This is a genomic window from uncultured Lawsonella sp., assembly GCF_947252745.1.
GTDB lineage: Bacteria > Actinomycetota > Actinomycetes > Mycobacteriales > Mycobacteriaceae > Lawsonella.
In genome coordinates, this window is the sequence record NZ_CAMXWW010000001.1 from 344,689 (window position 1) to 367,159 (window position 22,471).

A 22,471-nucleotide genomic window follows, 5' to 3' on the forward strand; every position below is an offset into this window, starting at 1 on the left:
ACACCCTTAGCCTTCAGTACACTCTTAGCTTTCGGTGCGCTGGCCAGTAATCTGCAAGCTCTCCCCGTCGGCAGCCACCGTCACATGGACAATGTCGCCGTCGAAGATCTCGCCCGCCAACAGCTCCTTCGCCAGGGCGTCTCCAATGGCCTGTTGGATCAGCCGGCGCAGCGGGCGTGCACCGTAAGCGGGGTCGTAGCCGCGCTCGGCCAGCCATGTACGGGCGACATCGTCCACATCCAGGGTGAGCCGGCGGACGGACAGACGCTGGGACAGTTCACGCAGCTGGATGTCCACAATGCCCTTCAACTGTTCGGGTTGCAGAGCCGAGAACACAATAATGTCGTCCAACCGGTTGACGAACTCGGGCTTGAAGTTGTGCTTCACCGCCTGCATGATCTGCTCCTGCGTACCACCCGCACCCAGGTTAGACGTGAGGATGAGGATGGTGTTGCGGAAGTCCACCGTGCGGCCTTGCCCGTCCGTCAGCCGGCCTTCGTCCAGCACCTGCAGCAGCACGTCGAAAACATCCGGGTGTGCCTTCTCTACCTCATCAAAGAGGATGACGGAGTAGGGACGGCGGCGGATCGCTTCGGTGAGTTGACCGCCGGATTCGTAGCCGACGTATCCCGGAGGGGCACCGATGAGGCGGGCGACGGAGTGCTTCTCCCCATACTCGGACATGTCGATGCGAACGATCGCGTGTTTGTCATCGAAGAGAAACTGGGCCAGCGACTTCGCTAGTTCCGTCTTGCCCACGCCGGTGGGGCCGAGGAAGAGGAAGGAGCCCAGCGGCCGGTTGGGGTCTGCCACCCCCGCGCGGGCACGGCGGACTGCATCAGACACTGCCTTCACAGCGCCCTCTTGGCCCACCACATTCTGGGCAAGTTCTTCTTCCATGCGGAGCAGCTTCTGCCCTTCGCTTTCCAGCATGCGGCCTGCAGGGATGCCGGTCCAGGCTTCGACAACTTCGGCGACGTCGTCTGGGCCCACTTCTTCCTTCAACATCATCTGCGAGTATTCGCTGGTCGATGCTTGGGAGTTTTCGGCTTCGGCGAGTTTCTTTTCTGCCTCGGGGATGCGCCCGTAGCGCAGTTCGGCGGCCTTACCCAGGTCGCCATCACGCTCGGCCCGCTCGGCCTGTCCACGAAGATCCTCCAGGGTTTCCTTGAGGTTGCGGACGGCGTCGATGGCGTTCTTTTCGTTCTGCCAGCGGGCCGTCAGTTGGGCGAGTTTTTCCCGTTCGTCGGCGAGTTCTTGGCGGAGTGCCACGAGGCGTTCGAGGGAAGCGGCGTCTTCTTCTTTGTCGAGGGCGAGTTCTTCCACCTCGAGGCGGCGCACAATACGCTCAGCGGTGTCGATTTCCTCCGGGGAGGAGTCGATTTCCATGCGCATCCGGGAGGCAGCTTCGTCCATGAGGTCGATTGCCTTGTCCGGAAGGAAGCGGTTGGTGATGTAGCGGTCGGAGAGGGTCGCGGCGGCCACCAGTGCGGAGTCCTTAATACGAACGCCGTGGTGTACTTCGTAACGTTCCTTGAGTCCACGCAGAATACCGATGGTGTCTTCTACGGTTGGCTCACCCACGTAGACCTGTTGGAACCGCCGTTCCAGGGCGGCGTCCTTTTCGATGTACTTGCGGTACTCGTCCAGGGTGGTGGCGCCGACCAGGCGGAGTTCGCCACGGGCCAGCATGGGCTTGATGATGTTGCCAGCGTCCATGCCGGAGTCGCCGGTGGCGCCAGCCCCGACGATGGTGTGGATTTCGTCGATGAAGGTGATGATCTCGCCGTTTGCATCCTTGATTTCTTGGAGGACGCTCTTCAGGCGCTCTTCGAATTCGCCACGGTACTTGGCGCCGGCGATCATGGAGCCCAGGTCGAGGGCAATGAGGCGCTTGCCGCGCAACGACTCTGGTACATCGCCGGAAACGATGCGACGTGCGAGGCCTTCTACGATGGCAGTTTTGCCGACGCCAGGTTCACCGATGAGTACCGGGTTGTTCTTAGTGCGGCGGCTGAGGACCTGTACGACTCGGCGAATTTCGGAGTCACGTCCGATGACGGGGTCGATTTTGCCTTCGCGGGCTCGTGCAGTGAGGTCCGTGGAGTACTTCTCGAGGGCCTGGTAGTTGTCCTCCGGGTTTTCGGTGGTGATGCGTCCGGAGCCGCGCACGGAGGTGAAGGCTGCCTTGAGGTTCTCTGGGGTGGCACCCAAGGACTGCATGGCCTTGGCAACGGGGTGCCCGCTAGTGGCGAGGCCGACCATGAGGTGCTCGGTGGAGGTGTAGTCGTCACCCATGGAACTGGCGAGTTCCTGGGCGGTATTGAGGACGGTCAGCCCGTCCCGGGAGAGGTTGGGGTTAGCCATGCCTCCGCCACTGGCCGCGGGGAGGCCATCCACAAGGGACCGTGCTCGCTGGAGGAGGGCGGCGGGGTCGACGCCAGCACTGTGGAGGAGCGGTCCAGCAATGCCGTCTTGCTGCTCGAGGAGTGCGACGAGCAGGTGAGCGGGTTCTACGCTGGGATTTCCTTTCGCGGCAGCGGTTTGGAGGGCGGCGGAGATGGCCTCTTGGGATTTGGTGGTGAAGCTCTGGGTGTTCATGGGGTTTTGTCCTTTTCTCTATGGTGAAGTGTGGTGATGGGTTGTGGAAGCGTCAGATACGTGATGACCTATGTTTTTAGTGCCTCACTATCACTTAGTTGAGTCATTATGACTCATGTTCAATTTCACTTTAGCAAAGTTGAGCGGATATAGCTAAAGATTTTTTCGAAAAACTCGCAGTCTTTTTTCTCACACCAGCAGCTATGATGGGCACATACAGGCATAGTGGACCACCCCAAGGCGCCTGAGAGGAGATGCAATGAGCCGCCACCGCGACGACACTGCGACCGGATCCGGCCGCCATTCGCGCGGCGAATCCGACCTCACCCCCACCACCTACTACACCGTGCTCGGGCCCGCCATCGAACTCCTCCACGCGCAACCCGAGGACTTCATGCGTGACTTCTATGCCACCGTCTTCGCGCACGACTTCCAGCTCCGCAAACGCTTCCCCGCCTTCACCGATCGCCGTACCATCCGCTACGCTCGCGGCCTCATCTACTTCCTCGAAACTATCGACCAGGCCACCCCCCACCCAGAGCAGCTCGACGATGTAATGGAATTCCTTAGCCAACTCGGACGGGACCAGCGCAAGCACCAGTTCACCGACGCCGACTACCACACCTTGGCAATTGCCCTGCGCGACACCTTCGCCCGTCTCATGCCCCTCCAGTGGAGCACCGACCTGGACGCCGCCCTACTGAGCTCCTTCGAGCACGCCATCGACGTCATGCAGACAGCCGCCTCCGTAGAGAACACGCCCCCGGTCTACCTCGGCAATGTCATGGAAGTGCAGCGCCTCACCCGCAACATCGCCATCATCCGCCTACACGTCGCCCCTCCCATCGACTACCTGCCCGGCCAGTACATGTCCGTCCAGATTCCACAGTGCCCCGGCACCTGGCGTTACCTCTCTGCCACCATCCCCGCCAACCCGGATGGCTACCTAGAATTCCACGTGCGGGCACTCGAGCACGGCTACTTCAGCACCCAGGTGGTACACAACACCCGCCCCGGCGACCAGTGGATTCTTTCCAACCCGCACGGCAATTTACACGTGTCCGGAGAACGCCCCGTCTGTATGATCGCCCGAAACGTCGCCGCTGCCCCCATGCGCTGCATTCTGCTGGACATGGTGCAAACGGGGAAGAACAACCCCCTGGTGGATGTCTACTACGGCACCCGCTATCCCGGTGAACTTTTCGATGCCGCCACTTTGGCCAATATTCAGGCCGCCAACCCTTGGCTTATCGCCCATATCTGCGCGGAGGAAGACAGCGACCCCTGGTGGCTGCGCGACGCTCCCCCACTACCCCCAAATTTGCTGCTGCGGCAGGGCAATCCGCTGGAGTTGGCGGTTGCTGACGGGTGCGTACACGACCGCGAGATCCTGGTGGGCGGCGGCCAGCAAATAGTCCAGCAGGCCGTGGCGAATCTACCGCGCCTGGGCGTTAACCCGGCCGATATTCACCACGACCCACTGGATTAGAGTTCTTAGTGTCCTGACTTATCTGAGTACCCTCACTTAGCTGCGGCGGCGCGCTTCAGGGCTCCACACCACCACTGCTTGACTGCGGGGAACGTGCACCAACACACTCCCAGTACGATGCTGCTGGTTCACCGCTTCAAGTGTCTCCTCCAACTGTTCGACCTGCTCTTGCAGTTCCTTCACCCGCTGAGAGAGCTTCAAGATCCGCTTAATACCGGCCAGGTTGATGCCTTCATCCTGGCTGAGACGTTGGATCTCCCGCAGGAGTTCCACATCCTCATCGGAGTAGCGGCGTCCACCTCCCTGTGCTCGGGCCGGTGTCACCAGCCCAAGCCGGTCGTATTGGCGCAGTGTTTGCGCGTGCATGCCCGCCCGCTCAGCTGCTACCGAGATGACGAAGAAGTGCTTTTCGCGTTTGCTCATACCGCACCTGCCCATCCCGCCCGTGGGTCAAACCCAGAGCGTTGTTCTGCTTGTGCATAGTTTTTGAGTGCCTCGCTGGTGTCGGCATCCAGATGTGTGGGAATCTGCACCTTGAGGGTCGCCAGCAGATCCCCTGCGGCCTCCTTGGCGGGGGCGATCCCACGCCCACGTACCCGCATCACCTGGTCGGCAGTGCTGCCAGCAGGGATGCGGATGGAGACAGTGCCGTCCAGGGTGGGGACGGTAACGGTAGCTCCCAGCGCCAGTTCTGAGAAGGAGACAGGGACGTCCACCAGCAGGTTGTTGCCCTCGCGTTGGAAGACCTTATCGGGGATGATGTTGATCTTCACGAAGAGGTCGCCAGGAGGGGCACCGCGCAGGCCGGCTTCACCTTTGCCGTTGAGCCGCACCTTCTGGCCATCTTTTATACCCGCGGGGACCCGAACTTTGAGGGTGCGGGTGCGGTTGACGACGCCTGAGCCACCACAGTCGGAGCAGGGGTCCTTGATGACGGTGCCGGTGCCGCCGCAGTTGGTGCAGGGTTGCGAGAACTGGAAGGCACCTTGTGCCGAGTGTCGGAAGCCTGACCCATTACATTCGGGGCAGGTGCGGGGGGCGGTGCCTGGGCGCGCCCCGGAGCCGTGGCAGGTGGTGCAGGCTGTCTTGGAGGTGATGCGGATAGGCACGGTGGCGCCTTTTGCTGCATCCCGGAAGTTAATGGTGATGGAGGTGGTGATGTTGGCGCCACCATTGGATTGCTGGGGTGGTTCGGGCCGGTGTCCGCCACCGCGGCGTTGGTTAAAGAGGCCACCAAGAATGTCGCCTATGCCGCCAGCTCCGCCGGTGGCGTTCTGGGTTGCGCCGCCAAAGATGTCGCCAAGATCGCCGATGTCGAAGCCGTCGGTGCCGTAGGTGTAACTGTGACCGCCGCTGGGGGTGAATCCGGTGAAGCCACCGGCGCCCTGACCAAATCCATTGCCGAATCCCCCGGGTGCGCCGAAACCGCCTTTTCCCCCGAACCCGCCGAATCCTGAGGACAGCATGGCACGGAGTTCGTCGTACTCTTTACGTTCTTTCGGGTCGGAGAGAACGGCGTTAGCTTCGCTGACTCGTTTGAAGCGCTCTTCTGCGGCTTTGTCACCGGGGTTGGCGTCGGGGTGGAGACTTCGGGCGAGTTTTCGGTACGCCTTTTTGATCTCGTCTTGGGTGGCATCTTTGCTGACGCCGAGTTCCTTGTAGAAGTCCTTATCGGCCCATTCTCGCTGCATGGTGTCTCCTCCTCTCTGGGCTAAAACTATGGTTATCGATAATATCTAAGATTGAGTCTATACTACTCAACTTTATCTGTGTCAGTAACTGTGTGCCTATTAAATGCCGTAATCTGGACCGCTTTCACAGTCACGAACGGAACTGTCCCCACATAACGTAGTGGCGACCCCACTGGGGAGGCCGCCACTACACTACGTTATGAAATGAGGTTACTTGTCGGCGCTATCCGCATCGGACTGCTCCGCCGCACTTGACTCGGTGGACTCGTCACCGTCGGAAGCGGCAGCCGCGCCCTCGTCACCACGGACAATAACCATGGCTTCGCGGAGCACGCGATCTCCCAGGTTGAAGCCCTTGCGGAGAACTGCGCTCAACACCTTCTCGCCGTCACCGCCTTCATCTTGGATGGCGGAGTGACGGTTGGCGTCGAACACGTCCCCGACCTCGCCGAACTGGGACACGCCCTGTCCTTCCAGGATGGACGTGAACTTATCGGTGAAAGCCTTGAGAGGGCTTCCCTCGGTGACGTCGCCGTGCTGGCGGGCCCGCTCGACATCGTCGGCAAGTACCAGCATTGAGGTGACGACACCGGCTTTGCCATTGTCCCGGGCAGTGCCGAGGTCACGTTCAACACGCTTGCGGTAGTTGGTGAATTCGGCGGTGACCCGCTGCAGGTCCTCGGTGAGTTCCTGCACCTTGGCCAGCAGTTTGTCTTCTACCGTGAGCTCCTCCTCGGCAGCTGTGGCGGCCTGGCCGGCTGCGTTGGGGTCACTCGCGGTGTCGGCACCGTTCCCAGCGGCCGCGTCGGCAGTATCTGCGGCAGCGGCAGCCGGGTTGGCGTCGGCGGCGGTGGCGGAGGCCTGCAGATCCGAGGTGTCGTCAGCCTGTGACTGTCCCTCGGTGGGGTTCTGAGATGCGTCCGTCATGTCTATCAGTCCTTACTTGTTGTCGTCTTCGACAACCTCGGCGTCTACCACGTCGTCGTCGCCACCAGTGGCGGAGGCGTTGTCAGCACCTGCATCGGCGGCGGTGGCACCTTCTGCGGCAGCCTTCTCGTACATAGCCTGGCCCATGGCGGAGGATTCGGTCTTTACCTCTTCCATGGCGCTGCGCAGAGCGGCAACGTCACTACCCTTGAGGGCTTCCTTGGCCTTGTCGAGAGCGGCCTGGACCTTGTCCTTGTTCTCGGACGGAACGGTCTCGGCGTTGTCGGCGAGGAACTTCTCGGTCTGGTAGACGAGAGTTTCCGCTTCGTTGCGGAGAGAAACCTCTTCGCGGCGCTTGCGGTCTTCCTCGGCGTGCTCTTCCGCATCCTTAATCATGCGGTCGATTTCTTCCTGGGAGAGGCCGGAACCATCTTGGATGGTGACGGTGTTCTCCTTGCCGGTGCCCTTGTCCTTAGCGGTGACGTGGACAATGCCGTTGGCGTCGATGTCGAAGGTGACTTCGATCTGCGGGATGCCACGGGGGGCGGGGGCAATGCCGGAGAGTTCGAAGGAGCCGAGCAGCTTGTTCTGCGAGGCCATCTCACGCTCGCCCTGGTAGACCTGGATCTGCACGGAGGGCTGATTGTCCTCGGCAGTGGTGAAGGTCTCGGAGCGCTTGGTGGGGATGGTGGTGTTGCGCTCGATGAGCTTGGTCATCACACCACCCTTGGTTTCAATACCGAGAGACAGCGGGGTGACGTCGAGGAGCAGCACATCCTTCACTTCGCCACGGAGCACGCCAGCCTGCAGGGCAGCACCCACGGCGACGACCTCGTCCGGGTTCACACCCTTGTTGGGCTCGCGGCCACCGGTCAGTTCCTTCACCAGGTCGGTGACGGCGGGCATACGGGTGGAGCCACCCACGAGCACCACGTGGTCGATCTCGGAGACAGAGATTCCGGCATCCTTGATGACCGACTGGAACGGGGTGCGGCAGCGGTCGAGAAGGTCCTGGGTGATGCGCTGGAATTCGGCGCGGGACAGGGTCTCATCGAGGAACAGCGGGTTCTTATCGGCGTCGACGGTGATGTAGGGGAGGTTAATGGTGGCGCTCTGCGAGGCAGACAGCTCAATCTTGGCCTTTTCTGCGGCTTCACGAAGACGCTGCATGGCCATGCGGTCCTTGGACAGGTCCACGCCGGAGGCGTTCTTGAACTTGTCAACAAGCCACTCGACGATGCGGTTGTCCCAGTCGTCGCCACCGAGGTGGTTGTCACCGGAGGTGGCGCGGACTTCCACAACACCGTCACCGATCTCCAGCAGGGACACGTCGAAGGTGCCGCCGCCGAGGTCGAAGACGAGAATAGTCTGTTCCTTGTCGGCTTTTTCGAGTCCGTAGGCGAGGGCGGCTGCGGTGGGCTCGTTCACGATGCGGAGCACGTTGAGACCGGCGATCTGGCCAGCATCTTTGGTGGCCTGACGCTGGGCGTCATTGAAGTAAGCCGGCACAGTGATGACGGCGTCGGTGATGGACTCACCCAGGTAGGCTTCTGCATCGCGCTTCAACTTCATGAGCACGTGGGCGGAGATTTCCTGGGGGGTGTACAGCTTGCCGTCAATGTCATTGGACTTCCAATCGGAGCCGATATGGCGCTTGACGGAGCGGACGGTGCGGTCAACGTTGGTCACTGCCTGGTTCTTGGCAGGCTGCCCGACGAGGACTTCACCGTTCTTGGCGAAGGCCACGACGGACGGGGTGGTGCGGGATCCCTCTGCGTTGGGGATAACCTTTGCTTCTCCGCCTTCCAGGACGGAGACGCAGGAGTTGGTGGTGCCGAGGTCAATACCTACTGCGCGTCCCATGATGTGTACCTCCATATGTTGTGTTCGTTCGTAAGGTCATTTCACGCTCTATTGAGCGGTACGCACTCAAGTATGACATATCCACTCTCAGTACGCAATAGTAATTGAGCCTATTATACTCAATTTTGTGCATCATAGGCACTTGACCTGCAAAGATGGACTCACCCCGGCGTCGATATGCTGACGAAGCTTCCCGAAGCCCGCACCATCACCGCCGAGCCAAAGACACAAGCGTGGTATATGGCACTGGCAGCAAACTTTGACGCCCGCCACATCGGCATCGACCCCGCCACCGGCTTCCGCACCATTGGTGGCTACTGGAATCTACTCAGTGCCGCCGCCGGTTTCCTCAACATCCTCACCATCACCGGTCTCACCCGCATCATCGTGGCAGGGCGTAAGGGCAGCAACGTCAAGTCCATCGTCTGGCTCGATCAGATTTGGCCCTGGATCATTGCCTACGATCTGTGGAACCACGCCTTCCTCTACAACTCTCTCGGTGACTACACCTGGTACTGCTCGTTCGCACTACTGCTAGCCTGCACAATTCCCGCATTCACCTGGGCACGTGGTCAATGGATCTGGTTCCGTTGCTACACCCTTATGTACTGGATTGCGTTCTACAACTGGCTCCCCACCATCGCTACCCCACCAAATGCAATGACCAACTTCGCCACTATGGACCCTGCCGCCAACAAAACGTGCTCCTGGCTCGCCCTTATCGCCAACGTCGCACTCTTCGTGTACTGGCTCTACTTGATTATCAAACACAAGCGGAACCCCTTCACAGAAGCCCTCTTCATGGAAACCAAGGCTTTCCGACGTGTCGTCAAAGAAACTTGCGACGACAAGGAGAAATACTTCATCACAGACTGTGTCGAGAAAACCCCCGAAGAACTCGGATTCGAACCCGACAGCCCCTTCCCACCTGCGAATGGTTACGTCACCCACTACTTCTGGTGGGGCAAGAAAGACAAGCGCTACCCCAAGCTCCGCACACCGCTAAGCTCAACACCAGCACTCGTCAAGAAAGGAATTGAGTCCAATCCTCAATGGGATGTACCAGCTGGAGAGAACGGAGAACTAACCGACACCAACTAGTGCCCTTGCAGTAGGTGCACAATGGTCAAGTTGCGCTTACTTTAGCCAATCTGTGCCGCTGTATAAGATAGATAAGGTGACTAGTGACGACCTGCACGCGCTCGTGAATACCCCTCTCACGCACGCCAGCGCACCCACCATTCCCTGGGATCTCACCATCCCCATCGGGATCGTCGCAACCCTCTTCAGCATCATCTGCTGGGGCGTCTTCATTCGCGGCGTCGTCCACCTCGTCACCATGCTGCGGCTGGCCGAACCCGACCACACCCGCACCAATCACCCCTGGCACCGGCTCTGGAACCTCCTCAAAGAATTCATTGCCCACACCCGCCTCATCCGCAAGCGCCGCACCGTCGCCATCTCCCACTGGTTCGTCATGGTCGGCTTCCTGCTGGGCATCTTCATCCTCTTTGAGGCCTACATCCAGATGTTCGACCCGTCCAGCGGCTGGCCTTGGTTCCACGAACAACGCTGGTTCCGCGCCCTCGTCGAACTTGTCGGCATCACCACCGTCCTCGGCGGCCTCTACCTCACCCTCACCCGCCTAAAAAACAACCCCCACCTAGGCCGCAACAAACACTCCTCCCGCTTCTACAAGTCCAACATGGGAGCCGCCTACTTCGTGGACGCCGTCGTCATCCTCGAAGGCCTCGGCATGCTCGCCGTCAAGGCCGGCCAACTCGCCACCTTCCCCACCTTCGGCGGCGGTGACCCCACCATCGACTGGGCCACCTACTGGATAGCGAAGATCCTCCCCTCCAACCCCCTCATGGTGAGCCTCTTCGCCGTGGCGAAACTCCTCATCGCCATGCTGTGGCTCCTCCTCGTCGGCTTCAACCTCAAGTGGGGTGTCGCCTGGCACCGCATCGGCGCCTTCTTCAACATTTTCCTCAAGCGTGAATGGGACGGCTGGACCTCCCTCCGCGCTGTCCGCCCCATGCGCAGCGGTGAGAAAACCCTCACCATGGACAACGTCGACCCCGACAAAGACCTCCTCGGCGTTGGCCGCATCCAAGACTTCACCTGGAAAGACTGGCTCGACTTCTCCGTCTGCACCGAATGCGGCCGCTGCCAGGATCTCTGCCCCGCCTGGAACACCGGCAAACCCCTCAACCCCAAACTCATCGCCACCGGGCTGCGCGACGTCGCCCAAGACAGCGCCCCCTATCTTACGGCCGCCCGTGCCGCCGGCTTCGTCGACCCAGACACCGGCCGCGTCGACCACGACGCTTTCCCCCGTCTCATCGACCTCCTCCCCGCCACGCCCACCGGGAAACTCGCCCACCAACGTGCCGAACTACAGCGCCTCTCCCAACCGCTCATCGGCCTCAGCCCCCAGCACCCGAACGCCCTACAGCACCCCGAACGCATCGGCCTCCTCGACGAAGAAGCCCTCTGGGCGTGCACCACCTGCGGCGCCTGTGTCGACCAGTGCCCCCTCGACCTAGAACTCGTCGACCACGTCGTTAACCTGCGCCGCCACCAGGTACTCGCCGCCGACCAGTACCCACCGGAACTCGCCAGCCTTTTCAAGAACCTGGAAAGCAAAGGAAACCCCTGGGGCCAATCCCCCACTGCCCGGGAAACCTGGATCGACGAACTCGAACGAGAAACCGGCTGGCGCGTCCCCGTGTGGGGCAAAGACGTCCACGACTTCGCCGGCGAAGGCATGGAATACCTCTTCTGGGTGGGCTGTGCTGGCGCCTACGAGGATCGCGCCAAAGAAGCCACCAAGGCCACCGCCCTCCTCCTGCACCTGGGCGGCGTCAAATTCTGTGTGCTGGGAAACCAAGAAACCTGCACTGGCGACTCCGCCCGCCGCGCCGGCAACGAATTCCTCTTCCAAGAGATGGCAGCCCACAACACCGGACTCCTGGAATCCGTCTTTGGGGAGAGCCCGAACCGGAAGATCATCGCCACCTGCGCCCACTGCTTCAACACACTTGGCAACGAGTACCCGCAGTCCTACACCGTCATCCACCACTCGGTCGTCCTCAACCAGCTGGTGAACCGCCGCCGCCTCGTCCCCACCACCCCGGTTGAGGGCATCACCACCTACCACGACCCCTGCTACCTGGGCCGCCACAACCACTTCTACAGCCAGCCGCGCGAACTGGTAGAGTCCTCCGGCACCCAGGTGAAGGAAATGGATCACATCCGCGAGCAGGCCTTCTGCTGCGGCGCCGGCGGTGCCCACTTCTGGATGGAAGAAAAGCACGGCACCCGCATCAACCTCATGCGCGTAGACGAGGCATTGCAGACCGGAGCCACCACCATCGCCACCGCCTGCCCCTTCTGCACCGTCATGATGTCGGACGGAGTGAAGCAGCGGATGACAGAATCCGAAAGCCGCCTGCTGGCCGCCCAAGCCAAACGCACCCGCGTCGCCGACATCTCCGTACTGCTGCTGGAATCTGTCCGGCGCGGCGACAAATTGCCCCAGCCACTCGTTCCCATCCCCGTGGGCGATATTGACGTCGAGCAGGAAATGGACGGCCTCGATCTGCCGAATGCCATCCCCGCCGAAGAAATGGCAACGGTCAACGACTACACCACCACTCTCCAAGAGACCGACCAAGAAGCTGTCCGCGCTGCCGCCGCCGAACAGGAAGCCGTCGAAGACGTGCTGGCCGAGCTGGAAGAGGAAGCCGTCATCGACGATGCTTCCCTACTCGACGCGGGCGTGGTGACAGTCTCCCTACAAACCGTTGGTCTGCCTCTCCTTGGCCTCATTGAGCGCCCAGATGGTGTTCCCTCCGCCCAAGCTCCCGGCCCCGAACCCGTTGCGGTGCTCCCCAGTTCCCTGGCAACCTACCTGGCGGAGGTACAACAGCTGGAGAAGGAGCGGAAGGCCGAAAAAGAGAAAGCCGCCCAGCGAAAGGAGCGGGTGGAACGGGCTGGCCAGTCCGCCCCCGTTACCGGTAAACCGTTGGAAGAGAAAGCCGACAGTGCTGTCTCTGTGAAGGCTGCCGAGGTGGCCAAGGATGGTGCCGGTAACGAGCTCAACCTGGATGTGCCGGGCCTGCCGCTGGTAGGCATGATTGCCCGCACTGATGGGGTGCCCACGCCGCTGCCACCGCTCTTGCCGGTTACTGAGGAGGCGGCCGCTAAGGCCAACCAGGCTATCGTGCATATTGCCCCCGCTGCCCCACTGGTCGACGAGGACGGCCTAGATAGTGGTTCGGACCATAGCGTAGCTGGTTCCATTAGCAACGGTGCCAGTGACGGCGCTGACACGAGTGCAGAGGATACTGCTGTCGCGCCGGCCGATGCCGAAGAGAAGCGACTCCCCGTGCCCGGATTGCAGCTGCGTGCCGGTGTGCATGCCCCGTTCGACTTCTCCCGCCCACTCGCCCCCACGACGGGCAGTCATGAGGGTGCCGACGGGGCGGATGAGGATCTTGCCGCTGAGCCTGCGAATAATACACATCAGGAGGGTGTCAGTATTCGTCCCGGACTTGCTGCTCCCCAGGATTTTTCAGTTTCCTCCTAAGAACCCCCGAGGATCCGTCACGTACCAGCACAAACCGGTAGTGAGCTCTGGGGCCAACAGGTGTAATCTTGCATCTGTACCAGTACGTTTAATATTTCACAGAAGAGAGCACAATGAGCCCTCGGCCTCTCTACCAGTCCAAGAAACTGAAGAACGTCGTCTACGACATCCGCGGCCCGGTGCTGGACCGCGCCAATGAACTTGAAGCGCAGGGTGCTGAGATCCTCAAGCTCAACATCGGCAACCCCGGCAAGTTCGGCTTCCTGACCCCGAAGAACGTCACCGACTATATGAAGGACAAGCTCGACGCTGCCGTCGGCTACTCCGACTCCCGCGGTATTGCCGAAGCTCGCCAGGCCGTCATCAACCGCTACGCCAACACCCCGGGCTTCCCCGAGGTGGACATGAACAGCGTCTACATTGGCAACGGCGCCTCCGAGCTCATCACCATGTCCCTGCAGTCCCTCTGCAACCCCGGCGACGAAATCCTCCTCCCCGCCCCGGACTACCCGTTATGGACAGCCTCTACCGCCCTCGCCGGCGGCACCCCCGTCCACTACCTGCTGGACGAGGCCAACGACTGGAACCCCAGCCTCGAGGACATCGAGTCCAAGATTACCGACAAGACCAAGGCCATTGTCGTCATCAACCCCAATAACCCCACCGGTGCCGTCTTCTCCAAGGAGACGCTGGAGGGCATTGTCGACATCGCTCGCCGCCACAGCCTGCTAATCTTCGCCGACGAAATCTACGACCTCATCCTCTACACCGAGGCCCCGCACTATAACCTCGCCACTCTGGCCCCCGACCTGCTGGTGTTCACCTTCAACGGTCTCTCCAAGAGCTACCGTGCCTGCGGTTACCGCGCCGGCTGGGTTGTTATTACCGGCCCGAAGGACCACGCCCGCGACTTCCTCGCCGGCTTCCACCTGATGGCCTCCATGCGCTTGTGCTCCAATGTGCCCGCGCAGTACGCCATCGTGGCAGCCCTGGAAGGCGAGCAGGACATTCAGATCCAGACCGCCCCCGGCGGCCGCCTCCACGAACAGTGGAAGACCACCGTGGACACCCTCGACACCATCCCCGGTGTGTCCGTTGTGGTGCCGAAGGGCTCTATGTATGCCTTCCCGCGGTTCGACCCTGAGGTGTACCCGATTGCCGATGACGAGAAGTTTTCCATGTCTCTGGTGGAAAACGAGCACATCCTCATGACCCACGGCACCGCCTTCAACTACCCCACCACCGACCACCTGCGCATTGTGATGCTGCCGGAGGCCGCGGTGCTGAAGGAAGCCATTGAACGTCTGGGCAACTTCCTCTCCAGCTACAAGGGCTAACTGCTGGGCCGTTAGGCCTTCGTCCTAAGACACTCCCTCCCCCTCACTTCTCCGTGAGAGGGAGGGAGTTTTTGTGCGCGTAGTAGATGGCGTGCGTGGAGGGGTAAATGACGACGCACGGGGATAGTGTGCGGACGTTGATGACACAGGTGGGGGCGCCATGGTGGGAATGCCAGAGTGGGGAGTGACGTGCAGGCGGGGTGGAAATAGTAAAAAGTGGGCTACCGGGGGTGAACCCGGTAGCCCACTTTGTGGACTTTACGGAGCTTTATAGCGTGCTGTTACCAGCGGCTAATTAGGCTTCGCCCTTCTTCTTGTTGCGGGCACGGTAGATACCGTAGCCAATGCCACCTGCTACTGCGAGGCAGAGGATGACGATACCAGCGATGGCGCCGCCGGAGAGGCCGCCGTCATCGGTGGGGGTGTCCTTGTAGGGATCCTCGTCAAGAACTTCCATGCCGGAGGCGTCGGTGGAGGGAGCAGCCTTGGAGGACTCGGTGCCCTTCTTGTCGCCGTCCTTCTTGTCGCCGTCCTTCTTGGCGTCTGCCTTCTTATCGTCGGCCTTCTTGTCGCCAGCCTTGGCAGCGTCGGCAGGGCCGCCCACAGCGTTCACGGACAGGAGGGTTGCCGGGCCGGAGAGGGCCTGGCAGTTCAGGCTAATGTGCTGGGTGCCGATGACCTGAGTGTCAACGACGTTGCGCATGGTGACGAAGTTCTGGGGGTTGTTGAATTCGCCAGCGGGGCCTTCCACTGCGGGGTGGACGGTGCCGATCTTGCCAGCCTTGGAGGCCTTCATCTTCATGACGATGGTCGGGACGGCCCAGTTGGCGTCCTTGCCTTCGACGGCAACGCCGAAGCCGGAGACCACGAGGGTCTTGCCGCCAACGAGGGAGATCTTCGGGGTGCCCTTAAGCACGGCGCCGGAGCCTTCCAGGCTTGCAGTCACGAAGGAGGAAGGATCATCGATGGTGAGGCGCATAACGACGTCGTCAGCGCTCTTAATAACGGCGATTGATTCCTTACCAGGGATCATTTCCGGCTTGTAGTTAACGCGGACCTCGTACTCTTCGCCAACCTTCACCTGATCGGGAGCAGAAACGTCGATGACGTCAGTCTTCTCACGAGTCTCGTTGAAGTTCATCGGAGCACCGTTGGTACGGCAGCTGGACTTAATCGTCTTGGAAGCGGTGGCAGCGGAAGCGGTGCCGACCATGAGAGGGGACAAACTAAGGCTCAGACCCGCAGCAGCAGCGAGGGCGAAAGCCTTCTTGGTGATCGTTGAAGTTGACATGTATCCAATTTTACGTAGTGAAAGGCAACATTTCCTCGCTATTTCACTTCATGTAGCAACAAAAATGAGATTTTCGCCACGTAGTGGCACAACTTGGCCCACCGCCCAAAAAATGAACAAAAACTGCTCATTTTTTATTAATCCTCAGCAATTAATAATGCTTTCATTTAGTGGCGTTGAACTGCACAAATAGTTGAAATGGTAACAAATTTCCATTTTCTGTTACTCCACAGAATTTCGATATCTGAAGAAGAAATTTCGACGACTCTCCGATTGTCAAGGCTTTTGTGAGATGTGCGACATTTTTAGATTTCAGGGGTTTATTGCCACCACCAAGCTCGCCCACGCCACCCGCCGCGCTACCCCGCCTCCCCTCTAGCCCCTCTTCCGCTTCCCCTCTAGCCTCTCCTCCGCCCCGCCTCCCCTGCCCTTTCCCGGGCGAAAAATCCGGAGGTCCGACCTTCTTCGCAAGCTCCCTGAGCGCTTGTACCATAGGAGTATCGTGCGAGCGCGATCAACCCCTCCACGCTCGCTGCCGACGCCGCAGAGACTGTCCGACTGCCGCGTGACACCGTGGAGACTACCGTTACCGAAAGGACGCATGCGACATGCCGTTTGAGGTTCTCACCCCCGCCCAAATTGCCTCCGGCCACAAAGCCGACCGCATCCTCGACACCATTAAGGCCAGCCCCATCGACTGGAATAACATCGAGGACCCCAAAGACAAGGAAGTGTGGGACAAGCTCACCGAAAACTTCTGGCTACCAGAAAAGGTGCCACTGTCCAACGACGTCAAGTCCTACAATGACCTCCCCAAGGCGGAAAAGAAGGTCATGCAGAACACCTACGGCATGCTCACCCTGCTCGACACCATCCAATCCACCGTGGGCGCCACCGCCATGGTGGGCGACGCCCTCACCCCACACGAGGAAGCCGTCTACTCCAACATCGTCTTTATGGAGTCCGTGCACGCCAAGTCCTACTCCTCCATCTTCTCCACCCTCTGCTCCAAGGAAGAAAACGACGCCATCTTCCGCTGGACAGAGAACAACGAGCTGGTGCAGAACCTGGCTCGCATCCAGATGAACTTCTACACCGACATCGACCCCATTAAGCGGAAGATTGCCGGCACCATGCTGGAGGGCTACCTCTTCTACACCGGCTTCTTTACCCCCTTCTACATGGGATCCCGCAATAAGCTGCCGAACACTGCCGACCTGCTGGGCCTCATCTTCCGCGACGAGCGCGTCCACTGCTACTACACCGGCTACAAGTACCAGAAAATGCTGGAGCCGCTCTCTCCAGAAGAGAAGGAACGCTACAAGGAGATGACGTTCGACTACCTGCTCGAACTCACCGCCACCGAAGAGGCCTTCCTCCACGAGCTCTACGATGAGGTTGGCTGGTCCGAGCTGGCGATTTCCTACAGTCACTTCAATGCCAACACCACCTTGAAGTACCTGGGTTACGAGCCGCTCTACCCCGCCGACGTGTGCCATGTGGATCCGGGCGTGATGGGTTACATTGCCTCCGACAACATGGAGAACCACGACTTCTTCTCCGGTTCCGGCTCCACCTACATTGTGGGCGAAGTGGAGAACACTACCGACGACGACTGGGACTTCTAGCCGCCGCCTCAACTGCGTCAGCTGAGGCGTCTGCACTAGTTCTGCAGAAGTACAGTTGCTGACCGTTTCCGCACTTATACAAGAATCCCGGAAGGTTCCTGAGCCTTCCGGGATTCTTTGTTATTTCGTTAGCGGGGTGACGGGTCCTGCTGTCCTCAGGGGCAGGTAGTTAGGATCCGCTATGCTGGGTCGCCGGGCAGGGGAAGGACTCGTGGACGGTTTCCGGGACGAGACCTTTGGTGCCCTTGGGGAAGGTGGCTTCCAGCTTGGTGTAGATCTGCACGCCGTACCCGCACTGTTGCAGGTCGGAGAGCTTGATGATGACGGGGATCCGGTGGAACTTGCCGGCGGCACAGAACGGGTCGCAGTCGTTGATGACGGCGATACCGCGGCCGTTGGCCACCTTCTTACCCCAGTCCTTCCAGGAGATCTCGATAAGGCGGAAGGCACCCGTGGCGCAGCCCAGGTAGATCTCGTCGGGGCCCTCTGGGCCTTCCGTGTCGATGCAGTTGAGGAAGCCGGTGGCGCGTACCAGTACCAGGGTGTCCTGCGGGGTGGCACCTTCCACGGCGTACACCTGTCCGCTCTTCGGGTCGAAGGTGAGGGTGGCGGTGGTGGTGGACACCTTGTTAGGGGCAAACTTCACGGTGACGGTGTCGTCGGGGACTGCCCCGCGGAGTTTCTCCGGCGTGCTCACCACGGTACTGCCGGCTTCCCGCGCGATGACCTGGTAGAGGCCGTGGTAGAAGGAGCCGTCAAGACCGGGCACGGTGAGTAACAGGAGGGCTGAACGGGACGGCTGCACGCCCGGAATAGCCTGGGAAAGAACATTTTCCAGGCCGTCTGGGTCAGTGGGCCAGGAGGACAGTGCGGCCACATTGAGGGTGGTCCCGCCGATCTGCACCTGCTGGGTGCCGCGCTTGGTGTAGCCCTTGCCCAGGCCAAACAGCTTGGGACTGCCGGCTTTCTTCCACTTTTCTTGAGCTGCCGGGCTATCGAAGCTCAACTCGCCCTGGGACACCTGGGTTTCCACCTTGCTGGCGTCCATGATGGTGCGCTGGTTGGTGGTGACGTTGTAGATAATGCCGTCATTGTTGAAGTGGCGGACCACTTCTCGGTTGTGTAGCAGAAGTGCGGAAGAGGACAGCTGCTGGACGTTGACGGCATCGTGACGGGCTTCTGCACCGGCGTTACGCAACAGCGTTTGGGCTTCGGCGCGCGGCACGGTGGGGGTGGCGGGGATCACTTGGCCAACACCGACGAGGATGGCGACGGCGGCAGCAGCAGCGGCAATACCACCGATGAATGGGCCACGGGCGCGGCGCTGCTTGGCTCGCTTTTCCCGCTCGGCAGCCATGCTAATGATGATGTGCTGCGAGGTGGTGGCGTCGGGGGCATTAGCTTCGTCGTCCAGGACGCGCTGCACTTCGGGTGCCTCCACGGGGGTGGGGGCGGGCGGTTGAGCCACGCCGGCCAGGTCTCCGGTGTTGCGGCCCGTCACGTAACTGTCACTATTACCGAGGGCGAGGGTACCGTCCGGAATACTGTTGGAGCGGATGGGAGTGACGGCGCTGGAGGCGTCAGTGTTGAGGGCGGCGCTGCGCTCGGCTCGGTGCTCGGCACTCTGACCAGCACTGTGACCGGCACTGCGGCCGACAGTGTGCTCAGCACTGTGGCCGGCACTGTGGCCGGCGTCTGCTGCCCCGTGGGTGGGGAGTTCGGCGGACGTCCGCCCTGCGATAATGGTGTCGAGGAGCTCCATGTTGGGCTGCTCGAGGGACCCGTCACCGGCCGTATGGCGAGGGACGGGGTTGGCTGCCTGTAGACGGCGCCAAGCTTCGGGGTCCGCTTCGCCGAGGGGCTGGAAGCGGAGCGACGACTTCGGTTTCTCCGGGTGAGACACGATTACTGCTCCTCTACAGTGTGTAGTGCTTCCGCGAACCGGATACGGGCGCGATGTAAACGGACACGTGCTGCGGCAGGTTTGACCTGCAGTACGGACGCCAGTTCTGCGGTGGTGAGACCGTCCCACGCAGCGAGCAGAAGAACGTCCCTATCAGAATCAGAGAGGAGAGCTAGAGCTGCCTTGACCTGGGCACTTTCGGCCACACTCTCGGCCACATCGGCGGAGCTGCCATCATCCACCACGTCGATGGGGTCCATGATGGTCTCATGGTCACTGCGGCGGGTTGACGAGCGGAAATACTCACTCACAACGTTGTGGGCGATTCCGAAAAACCACGGAAGCGGACTTTTCAAAAGATGGGGCGGAACATTGTCTCGGGTTTGCCAGACTCGCGTCATCACCACGGACAGCACATCCTCAACATCGTTGAGGGGGATGCGACGCCGTAGGTATGCCACGACGGGCTGGTAGGACTGCTGATACGCAGCTCTAAACCATTCCTCTTGTAGCGCGTCAGTCATATGTCTAGTTTACGATCGAACCTTGCGGGTTGCGGATACCTTCGCCCTACTCGTGCCTCCCACGTGGGGATTGTTACACCGTAGGCCGAAATTCTCACTTATAGGGACGCTGCGTGGGGGAGACGAAGGGAGCGGAGAGGAGAAGACAACGGCAGAGAGAAGCGTAGGGACAAGGTGCCGGAGCGGGAGATACCGGCACAGAGAGGCGAGAAGTCGGAAGGCTAGCGAGGGGTGACGGTGCCGTCGTCACCAACGTGGAAGTTCTTCCAGGCTTGTGACGGGGTAGGTCCACGCTGCCCCTGATATTTCGAGCCCAACGCCGACGACCCGTACGGCCGCAACGTGGGGGAACTCAGCCGGAATACGCACAGCTGGCCCACTTTCATCCGCGGATACAACTTGATGGGCAGATTGGACACATTCGACAATTCCAAGGTGATGTGTCCCGAAAAACCGGGGTCGATAAACCCCGCGGTGGAGTGTGTCATCAGGCCAAGGCGGCCCAACGAGCTCTTCCCCTCCAGGCGTCCTGCCAGACTGTCACAGAGGCTCACGACCTCCAGCGTGGAGCCCAGGACAAACTCGCCCGGGTGCAGAATGAACGCTTCCTCCTCCGGAACCTCAACCAAGGTGGTGAGGTCAGGCTGGGGAATAGCAGGGTCGATATGGGTGTAGCGGGTGGAGTTGAAAACACGGAACAATCCGTCCAGGCGCACGTCAATGCTGGACGGCTGCACGAGGGCAGCATCGTAGGGTTCTAGGGAAAGATCGCCAGAACCGATGACGGCACACAAATCGACATCAGAAAGTAGCACGCCCCTAGCCTAACCTGTTTACCACCCCATCAGTACTATTCGACCGCATCATCTCGCCACCAGACCGCCACTGGATCGGGACTGGACCACCACTAGAACGGCACCGACCTTATCGCCGTTCGGAGAACCAGACACATTCCCGTGGCGGGAAATGGACCCGTCACCGGGCGGAGAAACGAACACCACAACGCAATAAGGGCCGTGTGGGTTTAGCAGGAGAAGCTCAGGCTGCTAATCTAAGGAAGGCGGTTCTTGCCACAACAATGTTTCCCACCGTGAAACAACGCGAATCGTGATGTTGTGGACCTGTAGCCAGCCTCCGCCGATGTAGTTCAATGGCAGAACATCAGCTTCCCAAGCTGAATACGCGGGTTCGATTCCCGTCATCGGCTCCACTCCACACTCCTGCACACACCCTCAGCACTCGAAACCTCACAGCGACTCCGTACACACAGATGGGACAGGCTGCATGCGGCGCGAAAAATGGCTCGGTCAGAACGGTAAATATGCAGCAGGCACCATCCCGCTCATGCTCCTCGCCGCACTCCTCATGGTGGCCCTCCCCGCCAAAGGGCAATTCCCCAGCTACCACATCGACTTCGACGTCTACTGGACCGGCGCCCGCTACTTCCTCGACGGCGGCTACGTCTACGGAGAAATCCCCACCCTCCACCAAGGCGCCCACCTCCCCTTCACCTACCCACCCGTCGCCGTCCTCGTCTTCATCCCCTTCGCCCTCATCCCCTACCAGGCCAGCTCCATCCTCTTCACCCTGCTGTCCCTGCTAGCCCTCTACGTCGTCGCCCGCTACACCCTCACCGCCCTCCGCACCTACGGCTTCGCCGCCACCGAAAAACCCTGGCACGAGATCGTCCTCTGGGTCGTCATCATCGCCAGCCTCTTCACCGCCCCCATCGGCGACACCTTCGGATTCGGGCAGATCAACCTGCTACTCATGGTGCTCATCGTCGTCGACTGCCTCACCCCCCAACGCCGCTGGTGGACCGGCGCACTCGTCGGCCTCACCATCGCCATCAAACTTACCCCGATGGTGTTCCTCCTCTACTTCTTCTGGCGTCGGGACTGGAAATCCCTAGGCATGACCATCGGCTCCCTCGTCGCCTACAACCTCATCGCCTTCCTCGTGATGCCCAGCACCGCCAAGCTCTACTGGACCGAAATCATCTCTGACGGGGAACGCATCGGCAACTACGACTACGCCGGCAACCAGTCCATCAACGGCCTCCTCGCCCGCTTTGGATTGGAAGGCACCACCCTCTCCGTCGCCTGGTTCATCGTCGCCCTCCTCGCCGGGCTGACCGTCGCCGTCATCGTCTGGCAGCTCGTCAAAACACACCAGTACTTCGCCGCACTCATGGTAAACGGCCTGGCCGCCAACCTCTGCTCTCCCGTCTCCTGGGAGCACCACTGGACCTGGGTCGTCCCCTTGGTCGCCCTCTTTGCCGTGTGGGCCTGCAAACAAACCCCCGCCCGCTGGGTGTGGGGTGTCCTCAGCGTGCTGGGCATCATCATTTTCTACGCCAACCCCTACGCCCACCTACCCAACGACCACCACCGGGAACTTACCTGGAATCCCTGGCAGCACATCGTCGGCGAATCCTACGTGCTCTGGACACTCCTGGTGCTCATTGCACTAGTAGCGCTGCGGCCATTCTCCCGCGCCAGCGAAATGCGCGAGGCGGCAGTGAAACTCACCGCACTCAAGAAGCCGGCCTAGGCATCATCAGCCAACATCATGGTGACCTGCTAGCAGCCGGACATGATGTTCACGCCGGAGCCCGTGAACA

General features: G+C 60.7%; 15 protein-coding genes and 1 tRNA gene. 7 read left to right on the plus strand and 9 right to left on the minus strand.

Annotation, left to right across the window (positions count from 1 at the left end):
* Positions 1-24: 24 nt before the first annotated feature.
* Entirely contained in the window at positions 25-2,601 is a 2,577-nt protein-coding gene (clpB, locus tag Q0X28_RS01505) for an ATP-dependent chaperone ClpB (RefSeq protein WP_298575725.1), read from the minus strand.
* Positions 2,602-2,860: 259 nt separating this feature from the next.
* Here clpB and Q0X28_RS01510 point away from each other — a divergent pair, with 259 nt between their 5' ends.
* Positions 2,861-4,090, plus strand: a complete 1,230-nt coding sequence (locus tag Q0X28_RS01510; RefSeq protein WP_298575728.1) for an FAD-binding oxidoreductase — start codon at positions 2,861-2,863, stop codon at positions 4,088-4,090.
* Between the two features lie 36 nt (positions 4,091-4,126).
* On the opposite strand, the gene Q0X28_RS01515 is transcribed toward Q0X28_RS01510, so the two are convergent.
* The 4 genes from Q0X28_RS01515 to dnaK all read right to left on the minus strand — a co-directional run bounded on the left by Q0X28_RS01515 (position 4,127) and on the right by dnaK (position 8,571).
* The gene (locus Q0X28_RS01515) at positions 4,127-4,513 is read right to left on the minus strand and encodes a heat shock protein transcriptional repressor HspR (RefSeq protein WP_298575731.1); all 387 of its coding nucleotides are present in this window, start codon (positions 4,511-4,513) and stop codon (positions 4,127-4,129) included.
* Entirely contained in the window at positions 4,510-5,781 is a 1,272-nt protein-coding gene (gene dnaJ, locus Q0X28_RS01520; protein ID WP_298575734.1) for a molecular chaperone DnaJ, read from the minus strand. Before dnaJ ends, Q0X28_RS01515 begins: the two co-directional genes overlap by 4 nt.
* A 210-nt stretch (positions 5,782-5,991) precedes the next feature.
* Positions 5,992-6,708: a nucleotide exchange factor GrpE gene (gene grpE, locus Q0X28_RS01525; protein ID WP_298575737.1), complete on the minus strand. Its 717-nt coding sequence runs from the start codon at positions 6,706-6,708 to the stop codon at positions 5,992-5,994.
* 12 nt (positions 6,709-6,720) lie between these two features.
* Positions 6,721-8,571, minus strand: coding sequence for a molecular chaperone DnaK (gene dnaK, locus Q0X28_RS01530; protein ID WP_296239674.1), 1,851 nt, complete (start codon positions 8,569-8,571; stop codon positions 6,721-6,723).
* A gap of 177 nt (positions 8,572-8,748) precedes the next feature.
* Here dnaK and Q0X28_RS01535 point away from each other — a divergent pair, with 177 nt between their 5' ends.
* The 3 genes from Q0X28_RS01535 to Q0X28_RS01545 all read left to right on the plus strand — a co-directional run bounded on the left by Q0X28_RS01535 (position 8,749) and on the right by Q0X28_RS01545 (position 14,502).
* Complete coding sequence (locus tag Q0X28_RS01535) at positions 8,749-9,672, plus strand: DUF5692 family protein (RefSeq protein WP_298575741.1); 924 nt, start codon at positions 8,749-8,751, stop codon at positions 9,670-9,672.
* 76 nt (positions 9,673-9,748) lie between these two features.
* On the plus strand, positions 9,749-13,165 hold the full coding sequence (locus Q0X28_RS01540) for a (Fe-S)-binding protein (RefSeq protein WP_298575744.1): 3,417 nt from the start codon (positions 9,749-9,751) through the stop codon (positions 13,163-13,165).
* A gap of 113 nt (positions 13,166-13,278) precedes the next feature.
* Entirely contained in the window at positions 13,279-14,502 is a 1,224-nt protein-coding gene (locus Q0X28_RS01545) for a pyridoxal phosphate-dependent aminotransferase (protein WP_298575747.1), read from the plus strand.
* A gap of 295 nt (positions 14,503-14,797) precedes the next feature.
* On the opposite strand, the gene Q0X28_RS01550 is transcribed toward Q0X28_RS01545, so the two are convergent.
* Entirely contained in the window at positions 14,798-15,793 is a 996-nt protein-coding gene (locus tag Q0X28_RS01550; protein ID WP_298575750.1) for a hypothetical protein, read from the minus strand.
* Between the two features lie 608 nt (positions 15,794-16,401).
* Here Q0X28_RS01550 and nrdF point away from each other — a divergent pair.
* Entirely contained in the window at positions 16,402-17,421 is a 1,020-nt protein-coding gene (gene nrdF, locus Q0X28_RS01555) for a class 1b ribonucleoside-diphosphate reductase subunit beta (RefSeq protein ID WP_296239682.1), read from the plus strand.
* Between the two features lie 169 nt (positions 17,422-17,590).
* On the opposite strand, the gene Q0X28_RS01560 is transcribed toward nrdF, so the two are convergent.
* The 3 genes from Q0X28_RS01560 to dcd form a co-directional block, all read right to left on the minus strand.
* Positions 17,591-19,324 (minus strand): hypothetical protein, encoded by a 1,734-nt coding sequence (locus tag Q0X28_RS01560; RefSeq protein WP_298575754.1) that lies wholly within the window; start codon positions 19,322-19,324, stop codon positions 17,591-17,593.
* A 2-nt stretch (positions 19,325-19,326) separates the two neighbouring features.
* On the minus strand, positions 19,327-19,848 hold the full coding sequence (locus Q0X28_RS01565; RefSeq protein WP_298575757.1) for an RNA polymerase sigma factor: 522 nt from the start codon (positions 19,846-19,848) through the stop codon (positions 19,327-19,329).
* Positions 19,849-20,069: 221 nt separating this feature from the next.
* A complete protein-coding gene (gene dcd, locus Q0X28_RS01570) occupies positions 20,070-20,663 on the minus strand; it encodes a dCTP deaminase (protein WP_298575760.1) in 594 nt (197 codons plus the stop codon).
* Positions 20,664-20,984: 321 nt separating this feature from the next.
* On the opposite strand from dcd, the gene Q0X28_RS01575 reads away from it, so the two are divergent.
* Together Q0X28_RS01575 and Q0X28_RS01580 are read left to right on the plus strand one after the other, a co-directional pair.
* A tRNA-Gly gene (locus Q0X28_RS01575) sits at positions 20,985-21,058 on the plus strand.
* A gap of 74 nt (positions 21,059-21,132) precedes the next feature.
* On the plus strand, positions 21,133-22,401 hold the full coding sequence (locus tag Q0X28_RS01580; protein WP_298575763.1) for a glycosyltransferase 87 family protein: 1,269 nt from the start codon (positions 21,133-21,135) through the stop codon (positions 22,399-22,401).
* Positions 22,402-22,471 lie beyond the last annotated feature (70 nt).